The organism is Nocardia sp. NPDC050799 (assembly GCF_040654015.1).
Taxonomy (GTDB): Bacteria; Actinomycetota; Actinomycetes; order Mycobacteriales; family Mycobacteriaceae; genus Nocardia.
This window is the reverse complement of sequence record NZ_JBFAHF010000004.1, coordinates 237,959-252,431: the sequence shown is the minus strand read 5'-3', so window position 1 is coordinate 252,431 and position 14,473 is coordinate 237,959. Positions and strand designations below refer to the sequence as shown.

The window sequence follows — 14,473 nt, the reverse complement described above, 5'->3', positions numbered from 1 at the left end:
GCTCTCAACGATTTCCGGGAGCCCCGGGTCCACGCGGCAGAAACCATTTCGCGGCTTCCGGGCGCTGGCAGAGGAAGATCGCCCCGCCGGCCAGTACCGCCTGCACGATGGACGCCGCCCCGGACAGCACCGGCCCGGTCCCCTCCACCACGCCGATGGAGAACAGCGCGATCACCCCGGAGATCACCAGCCAGACCCCGGCGAAGGTCAGCAGGGTCCGCGCCCACAGCTTTCCTTTACCGAGCTGGTGCACGACCAGCACCGCCAGCGCGGCGACCGCCAGCCCGAGAATCACGCCCAGCACCGCCCCCACCGTGACCAGCAGGTCGACCATCGCCGGTGTGATCTGCGGGTCCGCCGCTTGCATGCGCTCCCGGAAATCCGCGCTGAACCGCTCGCGGTTGGTCAGGGTGTCGCCCAGGGACACGAACAACCGGCCCACACCCAAACCGATTACGCCCCACCACAGTTGCCGCGCGGTGACAATATCCACCGGCGGAGTCATGACAGCCAGAGCGCCGCCTCCGTCGCCCAATAGGTGAGCACGATATCCGCGCCCGCGCGACGAATACCGGTCAGCGATTCCAGCACGGCGCCGCGTCGATCGATCCAGCCACGCTCGGCCGCCGCCGTGATCATCGAGTACTCCCCGGAAATCTGATACGCCGCAACGGGTACCGGTGAACGGTCGGCCACCTCGCGCAAGATGTCCAGATACGACATGGCCGGTTTCACCATGACGATGTCGGCGCCCTGCTCCAGGTCCAGCTCCAGCTCCCGGATCGATTCCCGGCGGTTGGCCGCGTCCTGCTGATAGGTCCGGCGGTCGCCCTGCAGCGACGACGCCACCGCCTCCCGGAAGGGGCCGTAGAACGCCGACGCGTACTTGGCCGCGTAGGCGAGGATCGCGGTCTCGGTCCGGCCCGCCTCGTCCAGCCCCTCGCGGATCGCGCCGACCTGACCGTCCATCATTCCGCTCGTACCGAGCAGATCGGCGCCCGCCGCGGCCTGCGCCAGCGCCATCTCCACATACCGCCGCACCGTGGCGTCGTTGTCGACCGCGCCCGAACCGTCCAGCACCCCGCAATGGCCGTGGTCGGTGAACTCGTCGAGGCAGGTATCGGCCATGACCACGGTGGCATCCCCCACCTCGGCGGCCAGCGCCCGCAGCCCCCGGTTCAAGATGCCCTCCGGATCGGTCGCGCCGCTCCCCAGCGGATCCTTGTCCTCCGGCTTCGGCACCCCGAACAACATCAGCCCACCCACGCCGGCCGAGACGGCCTCGGTGGCAGCTTTGCGCAGGGAATCCAGCGAATGCTGGAACACCCCGGGCATCGAACCGATCTCCCGGGGCTCGGACAACCCATCCACCACGAACATCGGCAACACCAGATGCCGCGGCTCCAGACTGGTCTCGGCCACCAGCCGCCGCAACGCCGGCGTACGCCGCAGGCGCCGCGGACGCTCGATACCGCTCATGGGATGAAGTCTAGGGGTGCCGGTACAGGCGGGTTCGGCGCCCCTAGACCGGGGCAGGGCATCGCGGGGCCGGGATGGTGTCCGGCGCAATGCCCGAGGATGCGACGGGTGAACAGACGTAGCGGCCACTGGTGCCCGAGGAAAAGGTGGGTCCACCAGCGAAAGGTGGATGACGACCGACAGCGGACCCGGACGCGGGGCATTCGCGGGTGCGGCGTGGGCCTACCCGTGAAGCCCAAGCCCGGCCACTGACCGATGCTGGTCACCGAGCCGGTCGACGCTCGGAGCACCAGCCGCGACCACGTAGCGTCGTGCCGGCGATCCGAGCGTCGGCGATTACCGGCTGCGGCGGCTCTTCTTACGCGGGGGCGGCAAGAGCCCTTCGGCCCGCAGCCGCGCCGCGTGTTCGGCGAGGGCTTCCACCAGCGGGCCCACCTGGGCAACCTCCGGCTGCACATCGACACGCAGGCCGAACTCCACCGCGGTCTCGGCGGTTTTCGGGCCGATGCAGGCCACGATGGTTCGGGCGTGCGGCTTTCCGGCGATACCGACCAGATTGCGGACCGTGGAGCTCGAGGTGAACAGCACGGCGTCGAAGCCACCGGTTTTGATCATCTCGCGGGTTTCCGCGGGCGGCGGGGAGGCCCGCACGGTGCGGTAGGCGGTGACGTCGTCGATCTCCCAGCCGCGTTCGCGCAGTCCTTCGGCCAGGGTCTCGGTGGCGATATCCGCGCGCGGCAACAGGACCCGGTTCACCGGATCGAATACGTCGTCGTAGGGCGGGAAGTCGGCGAGCAGGCCGAGCGAGGACTGCTCCCCGCTGGGCAGCAGTTCCGGGTTGATACCGAAGGAGCGCACCTTTTCGGCGGTGGCCTCGCCGACACAGGCGATCTTCACGCCCGAGAACGCGCGGGCGTCGAGACCGAATTCGGCGAACTTCTCCCAGACCGCGCGGACGGCGTTTGTGGAGGTGAAGACCACCCACTGGTAGCGACCGTCCACCAGACCCTTGACCGCGCGTTCCATCTGGGCGGGGCTGCGCGGCGGTTCCACCGCGATGGTCGGCACTTCCTTGGGGATGGCGCCGTGGGTGACCAGGCGTTCGCTCATCTCGCCGGCCTGGTCCTTGGTGCGCGGCACGAGCACGGTCCAGCCGTACAGCGCGCGCGACTCCCACCACGACATCTTCGACCGCTGCGCGACCGCCTTGCCGATGGTGACCACCAGCGGGCCGACCAGCTCGGAGGCGGCGCTGTTCAGGGTGGCCAGGGTGGCTTCGATGGTGCGCTGCTGGCGGGTGGTGCCGCGGACGGTGACCGCGACCGGGGTCTGCGGGGCCATACCGTGTTCCACCAGGGCGCTCGCGGTTTCGGCCAGATGGCCGGAGGTGGCGTGCAACACCAGTGGTCCGGGCGCGGCGGCCAGGGCGGGCCAGTCCACTTCGCCACGCACATCGGCCTCGGTGTGACCGGAGCCCAGCGCGATACCGGCGTAGCTGGGCACCGCCGAACCAGAGGGCAGCCCGGGCAGCACCTCGAAGACGATATGCGAACGGGTGACCGTGGTGACCTCGGCGATCACCGCGTCGGTGGTGAGCGGGTCACCGGAGACCACCCGCACCACGTCGTGGCCGGCTTTGGCCTCGGCGATCAGCGTTTTGGCGACCTCGGCGGGCTCACCGAGGGCGGGCCGGACATCGACCGAGCGCTCCCCGTCGGGTTCCGGTTCGACCTCGGTGCCGATCAGGGCGAGCACCCCGGCGTCCACATCGGGATCGGTGAACGCGAGGGTGGCCCGGCACAACACTTCGCGCGATCGGGTGGTCAGCAATGCCGGGTCCCCCGGGCCCGATCCGACGAACAGGATCCGCCCCGGATGCTTCTTGCTGGCTCGACTCATCGGTTGTTCTCCATTGGACTGGGTTCGGTGAAGTCCGTGGCGGTGCTCGTTCCCGCGGCAGCGGCGCTCGTTTCCGCTGCCGCGGTGCTCGTTCCCACCGGGGTGGTGTTGTCTCCGGCTCTCGCGAGGTCCGGTTCCGCGTTGCCGGGTTCGGCGGCGAGTAGCTCCTGCGCACCCAACTCCAGTAGTTCGCGGGCCAGTGCGCGGCCGAGTTCGGCGGCCTCGGCCGGTGCTCCCACCGTCGAGGCCCGTATCACATCGGAACCGTCGAGCGCGGCGGCGCAGCCGCGCAGCGAGAGTTCCTCGACGATGCGCCCGTCGTCGTCCAGAGATTCGACGATTTCGGCGATCGCTCCGACGGGCGCGGTGCAGCCCGCCTCGAGTTCGGCGAGCAGCGCCCGTTCCGCGGTGACGGCCGTTCTGGTGGCGGCGTCGTCGAGGACGGTGAGCAGCTCGATCAGGTCTGTGTCGTCGGCGCGGCATTCGACGGCCAGCGCACCCTGCGCGGGCGCCGGCAGCATCTGCACGGGTTCCAGCGCTTCGGTGACGGCATCCAGCCGGCCGATCCGGGCCAATCCGGCGCGCGCGACCACGACGGCGTCCAGCTCGCCCTCGGCGACCTGTCGCAGCCGGGTGTCGAGATTGCCGCGCAGCGGCCGGATCTCCAGGCCCAGGCCCAAGGCCAGCAGCTGCGCCACCCGGCGCGGCGCGGAAGTGCCGACCACCGCGCCCGGTGGTAGCTCACCCAGTACCAGGCCGTCGCGGGCGACGAGCGCGTCGCGCGGGTCCTGGCGCGGGGGTACCGCGGCGAGTGCGAAACGGTCGTCGCCGGCGGTGGGTAGGTCCTTGTACGAGTGCACCGCGATATCGATGTTCGCGGCGGCGAGTTCGGCGCGCAGCGCACTGGTGAACACGCCCACCCCGATCTCCTGGATCGGGTCGGCGGACAGATCGCCCGGTGTTTCCACGATCACCAGCTCCGCCGGCTGTCCGGCCGCGATCAATGCGTCCCGCACGTCGCCGGCCTGGGTACGCGCGAGCAGACTGCCGCGGGTGCCGATCCGCCATGGGCGCCGGCCCGCCCCGGGCCCCCCGGCGCCCGCGGCCGCTGCCGCGTCCGAGCCCTGCAGGATGGTCATGTCGACTGCTCCTGTTCCTCGTCGTGGCCGCCGGGTGTGAAATCGTCGGCCAGGGCTACTTCGCCGTCCAGTCCCATCCAGCCGGCCCCGTTGTGTTCGGCTCGGCTGATCTCCATGGGCGCAGCGACCGCCTGGGCCGATCCGGGTGTCAGTTCGAACAGTTCGCGCAGCGCTTCGGCGTAGCTGTCGCCGCCGGGGGTGCTGGCCAGTTGTTTGACCCGCACCGTCGGCGCGTGCAGCAGTTTGTCCACCACCCGCCGCACGGTGCGGGCCACCTCGTCACGGTCGGGGTCGGCCAGCCGCGGCAGCCGCGAATCCAACCGCAGCAGTTCGGCCTCCACCACCTCGGCGGCCCGCTGGCGCAGCGCGGCGACGGTCGGTGTGACCTCGGCCATACGCTGTCCGGCCAGGTATTTGGCCAGTTCCTCGGCGACGATGGCACGTGCGGCGGCGGTATCGCCGGCCGCGGCGCCGGCGGCCGGGTCGTGCTGCAGGGTCTCGATATCGATCACCGTGACCCCGGGCAGCCCCGCCACCGCGTGGTCCACATCCCGGGGGAGGCCCAGATCGCAGAACACCATCGGGCGGCCCGGCCCGCGATCGGGGTCCGACAGCGCGTTGTGCGCGTCGGCCAGGGTGACCACCGACCCCACCGCGCCGGTGCAGGTGACCACCACGTCGGCCACCGACAGCGCGTCGGCGAGCCGGGACAGTTCATAGGCCTGGGCCGCCACGCCGTGCGACTCCGCGGTCGCGGCGAGCCGCTGCGCACGTTCGATGGTGCGGTTGACCACCAGGATCCGCCCGATCCCGGCACGGGCCAGATGCGCGACCGACAGGCCGCCCATGGCGCCGGCGCCGATCACCGCGGCCGTACGACCGGCCAGCGGTCCGAGAACCGTGGTCGCCCGGTCCAAGGCCACCGACACCACCGAGGCGCCGGCCCGGTCGATGCCGGTTTCCGAATGCACCCGTTTACCGACGCGCAACGCCTGCTGGGAGAGCTCGTGCAAGGTCCGGCCGACGGCCTGCTGGGCGTCGGCGGTGGTGTAGGCGCTGCGGATCTGGCTGAGCACCTGCTGCTCGCCGACCACCATCGAATCCAGCCCGCTGGCCACCGCGAACAAATGCTCGGCGGCGGCCTCGCTGTAGCGCACATAGGCGTGGCGGGTCAGTTCCGGCATCGGCAGCCCGGAATGGGCGGTCAGCAGCTCACCGACATCGGCCAGGCCACCGTGGAAGGCATCGACCACCGCGTAGATCTCCACCCGGTTGCAGGTGGAGACGATCATCGCTTCGGAGATATGGCTGGAGGCCAGCATGCGGTCGACCAGTTTGGGCCGATCGGCATCGGTGATCGCCACCTTCTCCAACATCGCCACGGGCGCGCTGCGATGTGAGATACCGACGAGAAGAACGCTCATGGTGTGACCACCGATCCCTTGCTGGTTGGCTCCGTTGCCGTATGCGAGGTCGTCTGGGCGGCCTGCGCCGCGCAATGGGACAGCCCGGTGGAGCCCGGCGTCGAATGCGCGGGCATCCGGCGAGCGATCCGGCCCGAGCCGTTCAGTGGGTGAGCGGACGGCACGGCACTACCGGTTGCAACGCCGACCGTCGTGGGATCGTTTGCCGCTCGGGGCGCGTTCTCCGCCACATCCACGGTGTTCCCGCCCTCACCCGGGTCGGCGTTGCGGACCCGCTCGAACGAGAGCATCTGCATCTCCACCGCCAGATCCACCCGGCGTAACTCGACGCCCGGCGGCGCGGTCAGCGGGCACAGCGCGAAACTCAGGATGGACTGCACCCCGGCGGCGACCAGTTCGTCGCATACCTGCTGGGCAGCATCGTCGGGCACGGCGATCACCGCGATGGTCGGGCGCAGTACCGCGATCCCGTCGGTGAGGCCGGCCGCGTCACGTACCCGCAGGCCCTCGACCTCGCGGCCGATCACCTCGGGGTCGTTGTCGAAGACCCCGACCACCGCGAAGCCGCGGCGCCGGAACCCGCGATAGCCGACCAGCGCGCGCCCGAGATTGCCGGCGCCGACCAGGACCACCCGATGCCCCCCGGACAGCCCGAGCACATCTTCGATCCGGGCCCGCAGCCGCGCCACGTCGTAGCCCACACCGCGAACCCCGTTGGGACCCAGGAACGACAGGTCCTTACGCAGTTTGGCGGAATTGACACCCGCCGCGACAGCCAGTTCCTCACTGGATACGATGGCCACACCGTCATCGGTCAGCAGGGCGAGCACCCGGAGATAGGTGGCCAGCCGCGCCACCGTAGCCTGGGGGATGTCCTTCTGCAGTGTGCGGGTGGTGACGTTGGGAGCATCGCCGGAGACGTCGCGCGTCTCATGCTGCTCTGTCACGTCCTGACTCCTCGTCCGGGCCGATGCGGCTCGGGTGCTCGGCGACCTCCGTTGCGGTCCATGCGCCGATGACGGGGTCGGATATGGGTTGATTCACCTGCTACCGGCGGCCGGATACTCGCCCCGGCCTGCGGCTCGCGTGCCACCACCGTAACTGCTTGTGAACCCATGCACAAAGTCGGTGAAATTCGCCTCATTTTGTGTCGGGACCCGACCTTGTACGATCCCCGGCCGGAATTCGGACACGGTCAACGATTCAGATCGGCCCGCAACCGGGTCTCATCCACATCGAAATAACTGTGTTCCCGGCCGTCGAGCAGCACCACCGGTAGCCGGTCACCGTATTCGGCGCGCAGCCCGGGGTCGGTGCCGGCGACCGCGTCCACATCCACGCTGCCGGCCTCGATACCGAATTCCGCGCAGATCGCCCGCAGTTGTTCCAGGGCCCGCTCGCACATACCGCAACCGGCACGGGTCAGCAGGGTCACCTCATGCGTCGTCGAGTTCGTCATGACCGCTATTCAACCCGCCGCGGACCGGACGCGGCGGGCTGTAGTGCGTCTCGCGGCGGCCGTCCGGTTACTGTGGACGTGATTCGCGCGAACAGGCGGAGGTACTGGTGCCGGAACGATCGAAGGTGGGGAAATCCGGGTTCATCGCGGGCCGGTTCGGGGAACTTCCGGTCCGATGGAATCTGGGCCCGCTCGGACAGGGCCTGTCCGAGCAGCTGGCGCGTATTTCGCGCAGCCCGTTCGGGCCCAGCGAAGAGGAGGTCCGCGCCAATGTCGCCGGTGAGGCGAGCGCGGACGCCGCACTGGCCCTGCAGGACGCCGAGCGGGCGGCCGTCGGCGCCCCGCCGGAGGTCCCGCGCGATCTCACCGCGGCGGCTTTTTTCGACGTGGACAACACCATGGTGCAGGGCGCCTCGATCGTGCATTTCGCCCGAGGTCTGGCCGCGCGCAAATATTTTCGCAGCGCCGACCTGGTCGATATCGCATGGAAGCAGGTGAAGTTCCGGATCACCGGCAAAGAGAGCAGCACCGATATGGCCACCGGTAAAGAGAAGGCGCTGGAATTCATCGCCGGGCGGTCCACCGCCGAACTCGCCGCGCTCGGCGAGGAAATCTACGACGAGATCATCGCCGACAAGATCTGGCCCGGCACCCGCGCGCTGGCGCAGATGCACCTCGATGCCGGTCAACAGGTGTGGCTGGTGACCGCCACCCCTGTCGAACTCGCGCAGGTGATCGCCAAACGCCTCGGCCTGACCGGGGCGCTGGGCACCGTGGCCGAAAGCGTCGATGGACAATTCACCGGCCGCCTGGTCGGCGATATCCTGCACGGCCTCGGTAAGGCGCACGCCGTCCGGGCCCTGGCCATCCGCGAGGGCCTCAACCTCAAACGCTGCACCGCCTACTCCGACAGCCACAACGATGTGCCCATGCTGTCGCTCACCGGCACCGCGGTGGCGATCAACCCGGATTCCGATCTCCGCGAGGTCGCCAAGGCCCGGGGCTGGGAGATCCGCGATTTCCGCACCGGCCGCAAAGCCGCCAAGATCGGCGTGCCCACCGCCCTCGCGCTGGGCGCCGCGGGCGGGGCGGTCGCCGCCGCGGTCACCCGCCGCAAGAGTGCGCAGTAAGAGGCGGGTGGCGGCGCCGACCCTCGCTCAGCCCATGAAGGCGTTGCGGCGTCTGACCAGCAGTTTGTACAGGGTCTGCTGAATCGTTTCGCGGACCTGGTCGGTGACCTCGAACATGAGCATGGGGTCGTCGGCGTCCTCGGCCTGGTACTCGGTGGTGCTGATCGGGGTACCGAACTCGATGTACCACTTCGAGGGCAGCGGGACCGCGCCCAGCGGGCCCAGATGCGGGAACGTGGGGGTCACCGGGAAGTAGGGCAGGCCGAGAAGCCGGGCCAGCGGCTTGATATCGGCGATTTTCGGATAGATCTCTTCGGACCCCACGATCGAGCACGGGATGATCGGTACTCCGGCGCGGACCGCCGCGGCGACGAACCCGCCGCGCCCGAATCGCTGCAGTTTGTACCGGTCGGCGTACTTCTTGCCGACACCCTTGAAACCTTCGGGGAACACCCCGGTGAGTTCACCGGCGCTCAGCAGCCGTTCGGCGTCGGGGCGGCAGGCCAGGGTGTGGCCGGCTTTCCGGGCCAGGGTGCCCAGCATGGGCATCTCGAAGACCAGATCGGCGGCCAGCAGGCGCAGAGCGCGCTGTTTGGGGTGGTGATCGTGGACCGCGAGTTGCAGCATGAGCCCGTCGATCGGCACCGTGCCGGCGTGGTTGGCCACGATCAGGGCACCACCGACCTCGGGGACGTTCTCCATGCCACTGGTCTGCACCCGGAACCAGGTGTCGGCCAGCGGGCGCAGGGCCGGTAGCAGTACCGATTCGAGTAGGTGCTCGTCGAACCCGAATTCGTCGACCTGGTAGTCGCCGGTGAGCCGGCGGCGGGCGAATTCTGCGGTACGCCCGATCTGCCTGCCGAGGGCGTCGCGCATCAGATCGGTGACCGAGCGCGGCGCGGTGGGTGTGGGCGGGGTGAGTCGGTCGGTCAGCGAGGTCACCGACCGGTCGGCAGAACCGGTCCAGTTACGTGTCGCGGGCCGTGGCCGCGGCACGGTAGCGAGGTCCTGCAGTCTGATGACTTTGGCGACGTCGTTCATGTATGTGCTCCCGTACCGGCCTTGATGAGGCCGAGCAGTTTGTTTTCTGCGGCGTCGATCCACGCTGGATCGACCACGGGCCGCGACGCTGCGCCCCCGGTGAAGTCGTCGAACGCCTGTACCGTCGTCCAGCGCGGTTCGAACCCGAGTTCGCCGCGCATACGCGTCGTGTCCAGACCACAACCGAAGAGAAAGTAATCGAGCTGTTCGGAACTGAAATCACGCATCACCGGACTCATCAGTGTCCGGCCGACGGTGCGGAACACCGACCAGGGTACCGGCATTGCGACCCGGCCGGAACGACGGACCGCCTGGGAAAGTGCGAGGACGCCGTCACCGGCCACATTGAAGGTGCCGCCCGGGCCGGACCGGACAGCGTGCACCAAGGCAGCGACCGCGTCCTCCTCGTGGAGGAACTGCATCCGCGCGTCCCGGCCGAGCACGGTCGGGGTGATCGGAGAACGCAGCAGTTGCCCCGCCCGGGCGCCCAGGCCGGGTCCGACCATCGGCGCCAGGCGCAGGGTGAGCACGGTGATATCGGGGCGGCGCCGGGCCAGACCGCGGGCGAAGCCCTCGATCTCGATCATGTCCCGGGCGAACCAGCCCGACGGTGGCCTGCGGGCGCTCATCTCCTCCGTGAACTGCGCGGGATCCTTGGCACTTCCCCCGTATACCCCGGAACTGGAACGTGACACCACCCGGCGCACGGTCGGCGATTTCTGGCAGACGGCGAACAGCTGCATCGCTCCGAGGACGTTCATATCCTTCATCGCGGCCCGCCCGCCGCCCGAAGGCGGCTGCGACAGCACCGCGGTGTGCACCACGGTATCGACCTGGTAACGCTCGAAAACTTTGCGGATCAAAGGGTTCCGGATATCGGCACGTACGAATTCGGCGCGCCCCATCCGGCGGCGCAGCGCCGGTGCGGGGGTGAGTACGTCGACCGCGACGACCCGCTCGATCCCGGGGTCGGAGACGAGCCGGCACACGACATTGCCACCGAAGTACCGACTGGCGCCTGTCACCAGTACGACCTTGGGCTTGTAGCTGCCGTTCGCTTCAGTGTCCACCTGCACCGGACCGTTCCACCTCGAGCATCGAGCCCCCGCTCAATAGTTCCGACTACCAGCCTAACGACCGGCGTAGCCACCACCGGCTTCTTAACGGGGACCTAACCCCGATTTCAGTTGATGGAAACGCGACGAAACCCGCTACCGAATGGTAGCGGGTTCCGCCGAGGACGTTGCGCGGTTGCGCTTACTTGCCGAGTTTGCGCCGCTGCACGCGGGTACGACGAAGCAGCTTGCGGTGCTTCTTCTTCGACATGCGCTTGCGGCGCTTCTTGATCACAGAACCCATAGGGTGTCCTCGCGTTCTCTCCTCGGCGCGTCTCGCGCTCGCTTACGTCAACTGTCCGGTCGTATGCCCGGTTGCTCGCGGCTGAATCTCAGCCCTGGAGGCGGCGGCCCCGCGCGGCCACGAAAGGGACGCAGCGCGCCGCCGATCCAACACAGCGAGCGTTGATGTTACCGGCCCGCTCCCGCGGGCCGGTAACCGCCTTCACCCGGCATCGAAATAGGACGTTTCCAGATAATCGTGCACCGCCTTGGCGTGTACCCGGAAAGATCTCCCGACACGAACCGCCGGTAGCTCTCCCGAGTGCACCAGCCGGTACACCGTCATCTTGGAAACTCTCATCAAATTCGCCACCTCGGCGACGGTGAGGAATTGCGTACCACCACCGAGTATTGATTGTCCTGGCGACGAACCACCGCCGCTGTTAGCGGACATCTTGTTCGAAGACATCATCGCACCACTGACCTCCGGCACGTCCGCGCCGCCGGCTTCCCCACCAGCGGAACAGACACGCACGTGCTCCTTGAAGCTTAGCGGGACCAGTGGGATTACTGCGACGGGAGTGAGAAAACAGGTTCATACGCTGGGGGTCAGGAGGTCATTCCGTGGTCGCGCCCTGTTCGGCGGAACGCTGTTTGGCCGCGTGCAGCGCCTCCAGGAACGCCGACCGCAGACCCGCGCGCTCGAGTTCGCGCACCGCCGCCGCGGTGGTACCGGCCGGGGAGGTGACCGCCGCGCGCAGATCGACCGCGCTCTGCCCCGACTCCGCGAGCATGGCCGCCGAACCGAGCATCGTCTGAGTGACCAGCTGAGCCGAGACATCGCGGGTCAGGCCCAGCCCGACACCCGCCTCGACCATCGCCTCGACGACCAGGAAGAAATACGCCGGCCCGGAACCCGATACGGCGGTCACCGCGTCCATCTGCGATTCGGCGACCACGCACACCTGCCCCACCGAACTCAGCAGTTCGGTGACCAGCTCCAGCTGCTCGGCCTTGGCGTAGCGGCCGCCGGCCAGCACGCTCATCCCCGCACCGACCAGCATGGGCGTATTCGGCATGACCCGCACCACGGGGAATCCCGCCGGTAGTTTGGCCTCCAGCCGCGCCGTCGGCACCCCGGCCGCCAGCGAGACCAGGATCTGATCACGGTCGCCGCCCAGGTCGGCCTTACCGAGTTCGGTGAGCACGGCATCCACATCGCCCGGTTTCACCGCGACCACCAGCAGATCGGCACCCACCGCGGCATCGTCGACCGCGTCGGTCACCCGCACCCCGAAACGGTCCGCGAGCAGCTCGGCCCGGTCGGTGTGCGTCTCGACCACCACCAAGTCCTTGACGGCCCGTCCGGCCTCCAGCAGGCCGGCAATGAGGGCCTCCCCGATCCGGCCGCCACCGATCACCGCAATTCGTGTCATGGGCGCCATTGTTCTTGGCATGCTCTCGGCAGCGGGGCCCGGGGCCCCGTAATCACCTCTTCGGAGAGGGCAGCAGGGCCAACTGGCGGCTCTGGGCGACCAGGGCACCTGTGGAGTCGACCACGATCTGGTCGGAATCGAATAGTCCCCCGCCGACCTCGTGCGTGGTGGCGATGACGCGCAACCAGCCGGGTGCGGGGCGCCGCCGGAGATAGGTGGTCATCTGCACGGTCGGGGACCAGCCGAAATACCCGAGATTGGTGGGGACCGGCGGGCACATATCGGCCGCCATCATCGCGATGTAGGACGCGATCTCGGGATCGGCCTGATCGGCCGGGCGCGGGCGCAGCCACATCCGCAAGCGGGGTTCGCCGTGGCCGTTGTCGATGAACGGCGCCCACTCCCGGTCCAGGAAGGCGTCCATGCCCCGGGCCACGTGCACGATCCGGCCCATCGACGACCCCGGCTCGTAGCCGATGGCGCCCGCGGTCGGTTCCACCGGCAGATCGGTGTGCTCCGGGGTGTACAGCGGCGGCCGCTCCGGACCGTCCAGATGACCGAAGGTGAACGCGGTACGGACCAGCGGCCGGCCGCGCTGCACCAGCGTCACGTCCACCAGGCAGATCTGGCGGCCCACCTTGCGGACCGTCACGTCGTAGAGCACCTCGCCCGGCTCCGGGGCGCCGAGAAAATCGGTACTCCCCGACAGCGGAGCCATGGTCGCGCGCTCCGGCTCCACGGTGCGCAGCCAGCGACTCGCGGCCGCCGCCGAACCGGCGACCATGGTTCCGCCGTGCACCTTCGGGCCGATCGTCCAGATATCGTCGATGACGCCGCGATAGCGCCCGTCACCTGGTTCGTCGGCAGCGAGCTCGGTCAGGGAACACACCCGGCGGAACGGGGCGTCGGTGGACGCCGAACCCAACTCGGCGTGCAGTTCCGTCTCCGTCGTCATCGGTACTCCTTCTCCTCGGCCCGGTAACCGTTCCGCGGGTGCATACTGCCGGTCAATCTTGGTACAGGGGACTCAACCGCGTACAGGCGGACCGGTAGGGGCGCATGGGGCCGGCCGGCCGGAGACCGGCGACCATCGAGCACTCACAGCACTGTGAACCTACCCAGGCCGGTCGAGACGCACATCCGTACGCACGTCCGATCTGCTCCCGATGGGTCGCGCCGCCATGGATACAGCACCGGGTCAACGGGTCTCGATCGGGCTGGGGTCGGGGTGGGAGCTGAGCGCCGGGTTCAGGTGGGTCCGCGCGAACGCGAGGGTGCGGTCCAGCATGTCCGCGCGGGCCGCGGTGGTGCGGGCGTCCTGGGTATTGATCTCGGCCACGGCGTGGCCGGTGAACCCGTTGCGGACCAGCATGGCGCATACCGCCGCGCACGGCTGCGTTCCCGCGCCGGGAACAAGATGTTCGTCGTGGGCGGCGCCGCGGCCGTCGGCCAGATGCAGATGGCTCAGGCCCCGGCCCATCCGCGCGACCAGTGCCAGCGGGTCGGTGCCGGCGGTGGCGGTATGCGACAGGTCGAGGGTGTAATGCCGGAATCCGATATCGGTGGGGTCGTAGCCGGGGCTGAACGCGGTGAGCGACAGACCGGGGCCGCCGCGACGTTCCAGGCGCTGGATATCGCGGGCCCGGCGGGCGAAGAGCCGGTCGGCCCGCATGGGGAACATGTTCTCGACCGCGACGGCCACCGAACTGCCCTCTTCGAGTTCGTTCACCTGATCGGCGAAGCCTTCGGAATAGCGGCGTTGCCAGCGGAACGGGGGATGCACCACCACGGTATCGGCGCCCAAGGCCTCGGCCGTGCGCACACTGCGGTCCAGTTTCGCCACCGGGTCGGCGCCCCAGACACGCTGAGAGATGAGCAGGCAGGGCGCGTGCACCGCGAGTACCGGCACCGAGTACTTGCGCGCGTAACCGCGCACGGTGGTGATGCTCTGGCTGGCCGGTTCGGCCCAGACCATCAATTCGACACCGTCGTAACCCAATTCGGCCGCGTAGCGGAAGGCCGCCTCGGTGTTCTGCGGATAGACCGAAGCCGTCGACAGCCCCACCTTGATACCGCGGCGCTGCCCGTCGTCCCGCGGGCCGGCCGCGAGAGAATTGCGTGCCATTGCT

15 protein-coding genes are annotated in these 14,473 nt (G+C 69.0%); 1 reads left to right on the top strand and 14 read right to left on the bottom strand.

Annotated elements, in window-relative coordinates; genetic code table 11:
• Positions 1-4: 4 nt before the first annotated feature.
• From AB0H42_RS06775 to AB0H42_RS06745, 7 genes are all read right to left on the bottom strand, one after another.
• Positions 5-493, bottom strand: a complete 489-nt coding sequence (locus tag AB0H42_RS06775; protein ID WP_357050866.1) for a hypothetical protein — start codon at positions 491-493, stop codon at positions 5-7.
• An 8-nt stretch (positions 494-501) separates the two neighbouring features.
• A complete protein-coding gene (hemB, locus tag AB0H42_RS06770) occupies positions 502-1,479 on the bottom strand; it encodes a porphobilinogen synthase (protein ID WP_357050863.1) in 978 nt (325 codons plus the stop codon).
• A 336-nt stretch (positions 1,480-1,815) separates the two neighbouring features.
• Positions 1,816-3,378: a bifunctional uroporphyrinogen-III C-methyltransferase/uroporphyrinogen-III synthase gene (locus tag AB0H42_RS06765; protein ID WP_039826942.1), complete on the bottom strand. Its 1,563-nt coding sequence runs from the start codon at positions 3,376-3,378 to the stop codon at positions 1,816-1,818.
• Positions 3,375-4,517 (bottom strand): hydroxymethylbilane synthase, encoded by a 1,143-nt coding sequence (hemC, locus tag AB0H42_RS06760; protein WP_357050860.1) that lies wholly within the window; start codon positions 4,515-4,517, stop codon positions 3,375-3,377. Before hemC ends, AB0H42_RS06765 begins: the two co-directional genes overlap by 4 nt.
• Entirely contained in the window at positions 4,514-5,941 is a 1,428-nt protein-coding gene (locus AB0H42_RS06755) for a glutamyl-tRNA reductase (RefSeq protein ID WP_357050857.1), read from the bottom strand. Before AB0H42_RS06755 ends, hemC begins: the two co-directional genes overlap by 4 nt.
• Positions 5,938-6,888 carry a redox-sensing transcriptional repressor Rex gene (locus AB0H42_RS06750; protein WP_357050854.1) on the bottom strand — a complete coding sequence of 317 codons (951 nt, stop codon included), beginning with the start codon at positions 6,886-6,888 and terminating at the stop codon, positions 5,938-5,940. Before AB0H42_RS06750 ends, AB0H42_RS06755 begins: the two co-directional genes overlap by 4 nt.
• Before the next feature lie 248 nt (positions 6,889-7,136).
• Positions 7,137-7,400, bottom strand: coding sequence for a glutaredoxin family protein (locus tag AB0H42_RS06745; RefSeq protein ID WP_265803502.1), 264 nt, complete (start codon positions 7,398-7,400; stop codon positions 7,137-7,139).
• A gap of 182 nt (positions 7,401-7,582) precedes the next feature.
• On the opposite strand from AB0H42_RS06745, the gene AB0H42_RS06740 reads away from it, so the two are divergent.
• Positions 7,583-8,530, top strand: a complete 948-nt coding sequence (locus AB0H42_RS06740; protein WP_357051008.1) for an HAD-IB family hydrolase — start codon at positions 7,583-7,585, stop codon at positions 8,528-8,530.
• Between the two features lie 27 nt (positions 8,531-8,557).
• On the opposite strand, the gene AB0H42_RS06735 is transcribed toward AB0H42_RS06740, so the two are convergent.
• The 7 genes from AB0H42_RS06735 to AB0H42_RS06705 form a co-directional block, all read right to left on the bottom strand.
• Complete coding sequence (locus tag AB0H42_RS06735) at positions 8,558-9,571, bottom strand: lysophospholipid acyltransferase family protein (RefSeq protein WP_357050852.1); 1,014 nt, start codon at positions 9,569-9,571, stop codon at positions 8,558-8,560.
• Positions 9,568-10,641 carry an NAD-dependent epimerase/dehydratase family protein gene (locus AB0H42_RS06730; protein ID WP_357051005.1) on the bottom strand — a complete coding sequence of 358 codons (1,074 nt, stop codon included), beginning with the start codon at positions 10,639-10,641 and terminating at the stop codon, positions 9,568-9,570. Before AB0H42_RS06730 ends, AB0H42_RS06735 begins: the two co-directional genes overlap by 4 nt.
• Before the next feature lie 187 nt (positions 10,642-10,828).
• The gene (locus AB0H42_RS06725; RefSeq protein WP_003402602.1) at positions 10,829-10,930 is read right to left on the bottom strand and encodes an AURKAIP1/COX24 domain-containing protein; all 102 of its coding nucleotides are present in this window, start codon (positions 10,928-10,930) and stop codon (positions 10,829-10,831) included.
• A 201-nt stretch (positions 10,931-11,131) separates the two neighbouring features.
• A complete protein-coding gene (locus AB0H42_RS06720; RefSeq protein ID WP_063038194.1) occupies positions 11,132-11,362 on the bottom strand; it encodes a helix-turn-helix domain-containing protein in 231 nt (76 codons plus the stop codon).
• Positions 11,363-11,525: 163 nt separating this feature from the next.
• Positions 11,526-12,344, bottom strand: a complete 819-nt coding sequence (gene proC / locus AB0H42_RS06715; protein WP_357050849.1) for a pyrroline-5-carboxylate reductase — start codon at positions 12,342-12,344, stop codon at positions 11,526-11,528.
• 52 nt (positions 12,345-12,396) lie between these two features.
• Positions 12,397-13,299 (bottom strand): thioesterase family protein, encoded by a 903-nt coding sequence (locus AB0H42_RS06710; RefSeq protein ID WP_357050847.1) that lies wholly within the window; start codon positions 13,297-13,299, stop codon positions 12,397-12,399.
• Positions 13,300-13,542: 243 nt separating this feature from the next.
• Positions 13,543-14,469, bottom strand: a complete 927-nt coding sequence (locus AB0H42_RS06705; protein ID WP_357050845.1) for a sugar phosphate isomerase/epimerase — start codon at positions 14,467-14,469, stop codon at positions 13,543-13,545.
• Positions 14,470-14,473: the final 4 nt, after the last annotated feature.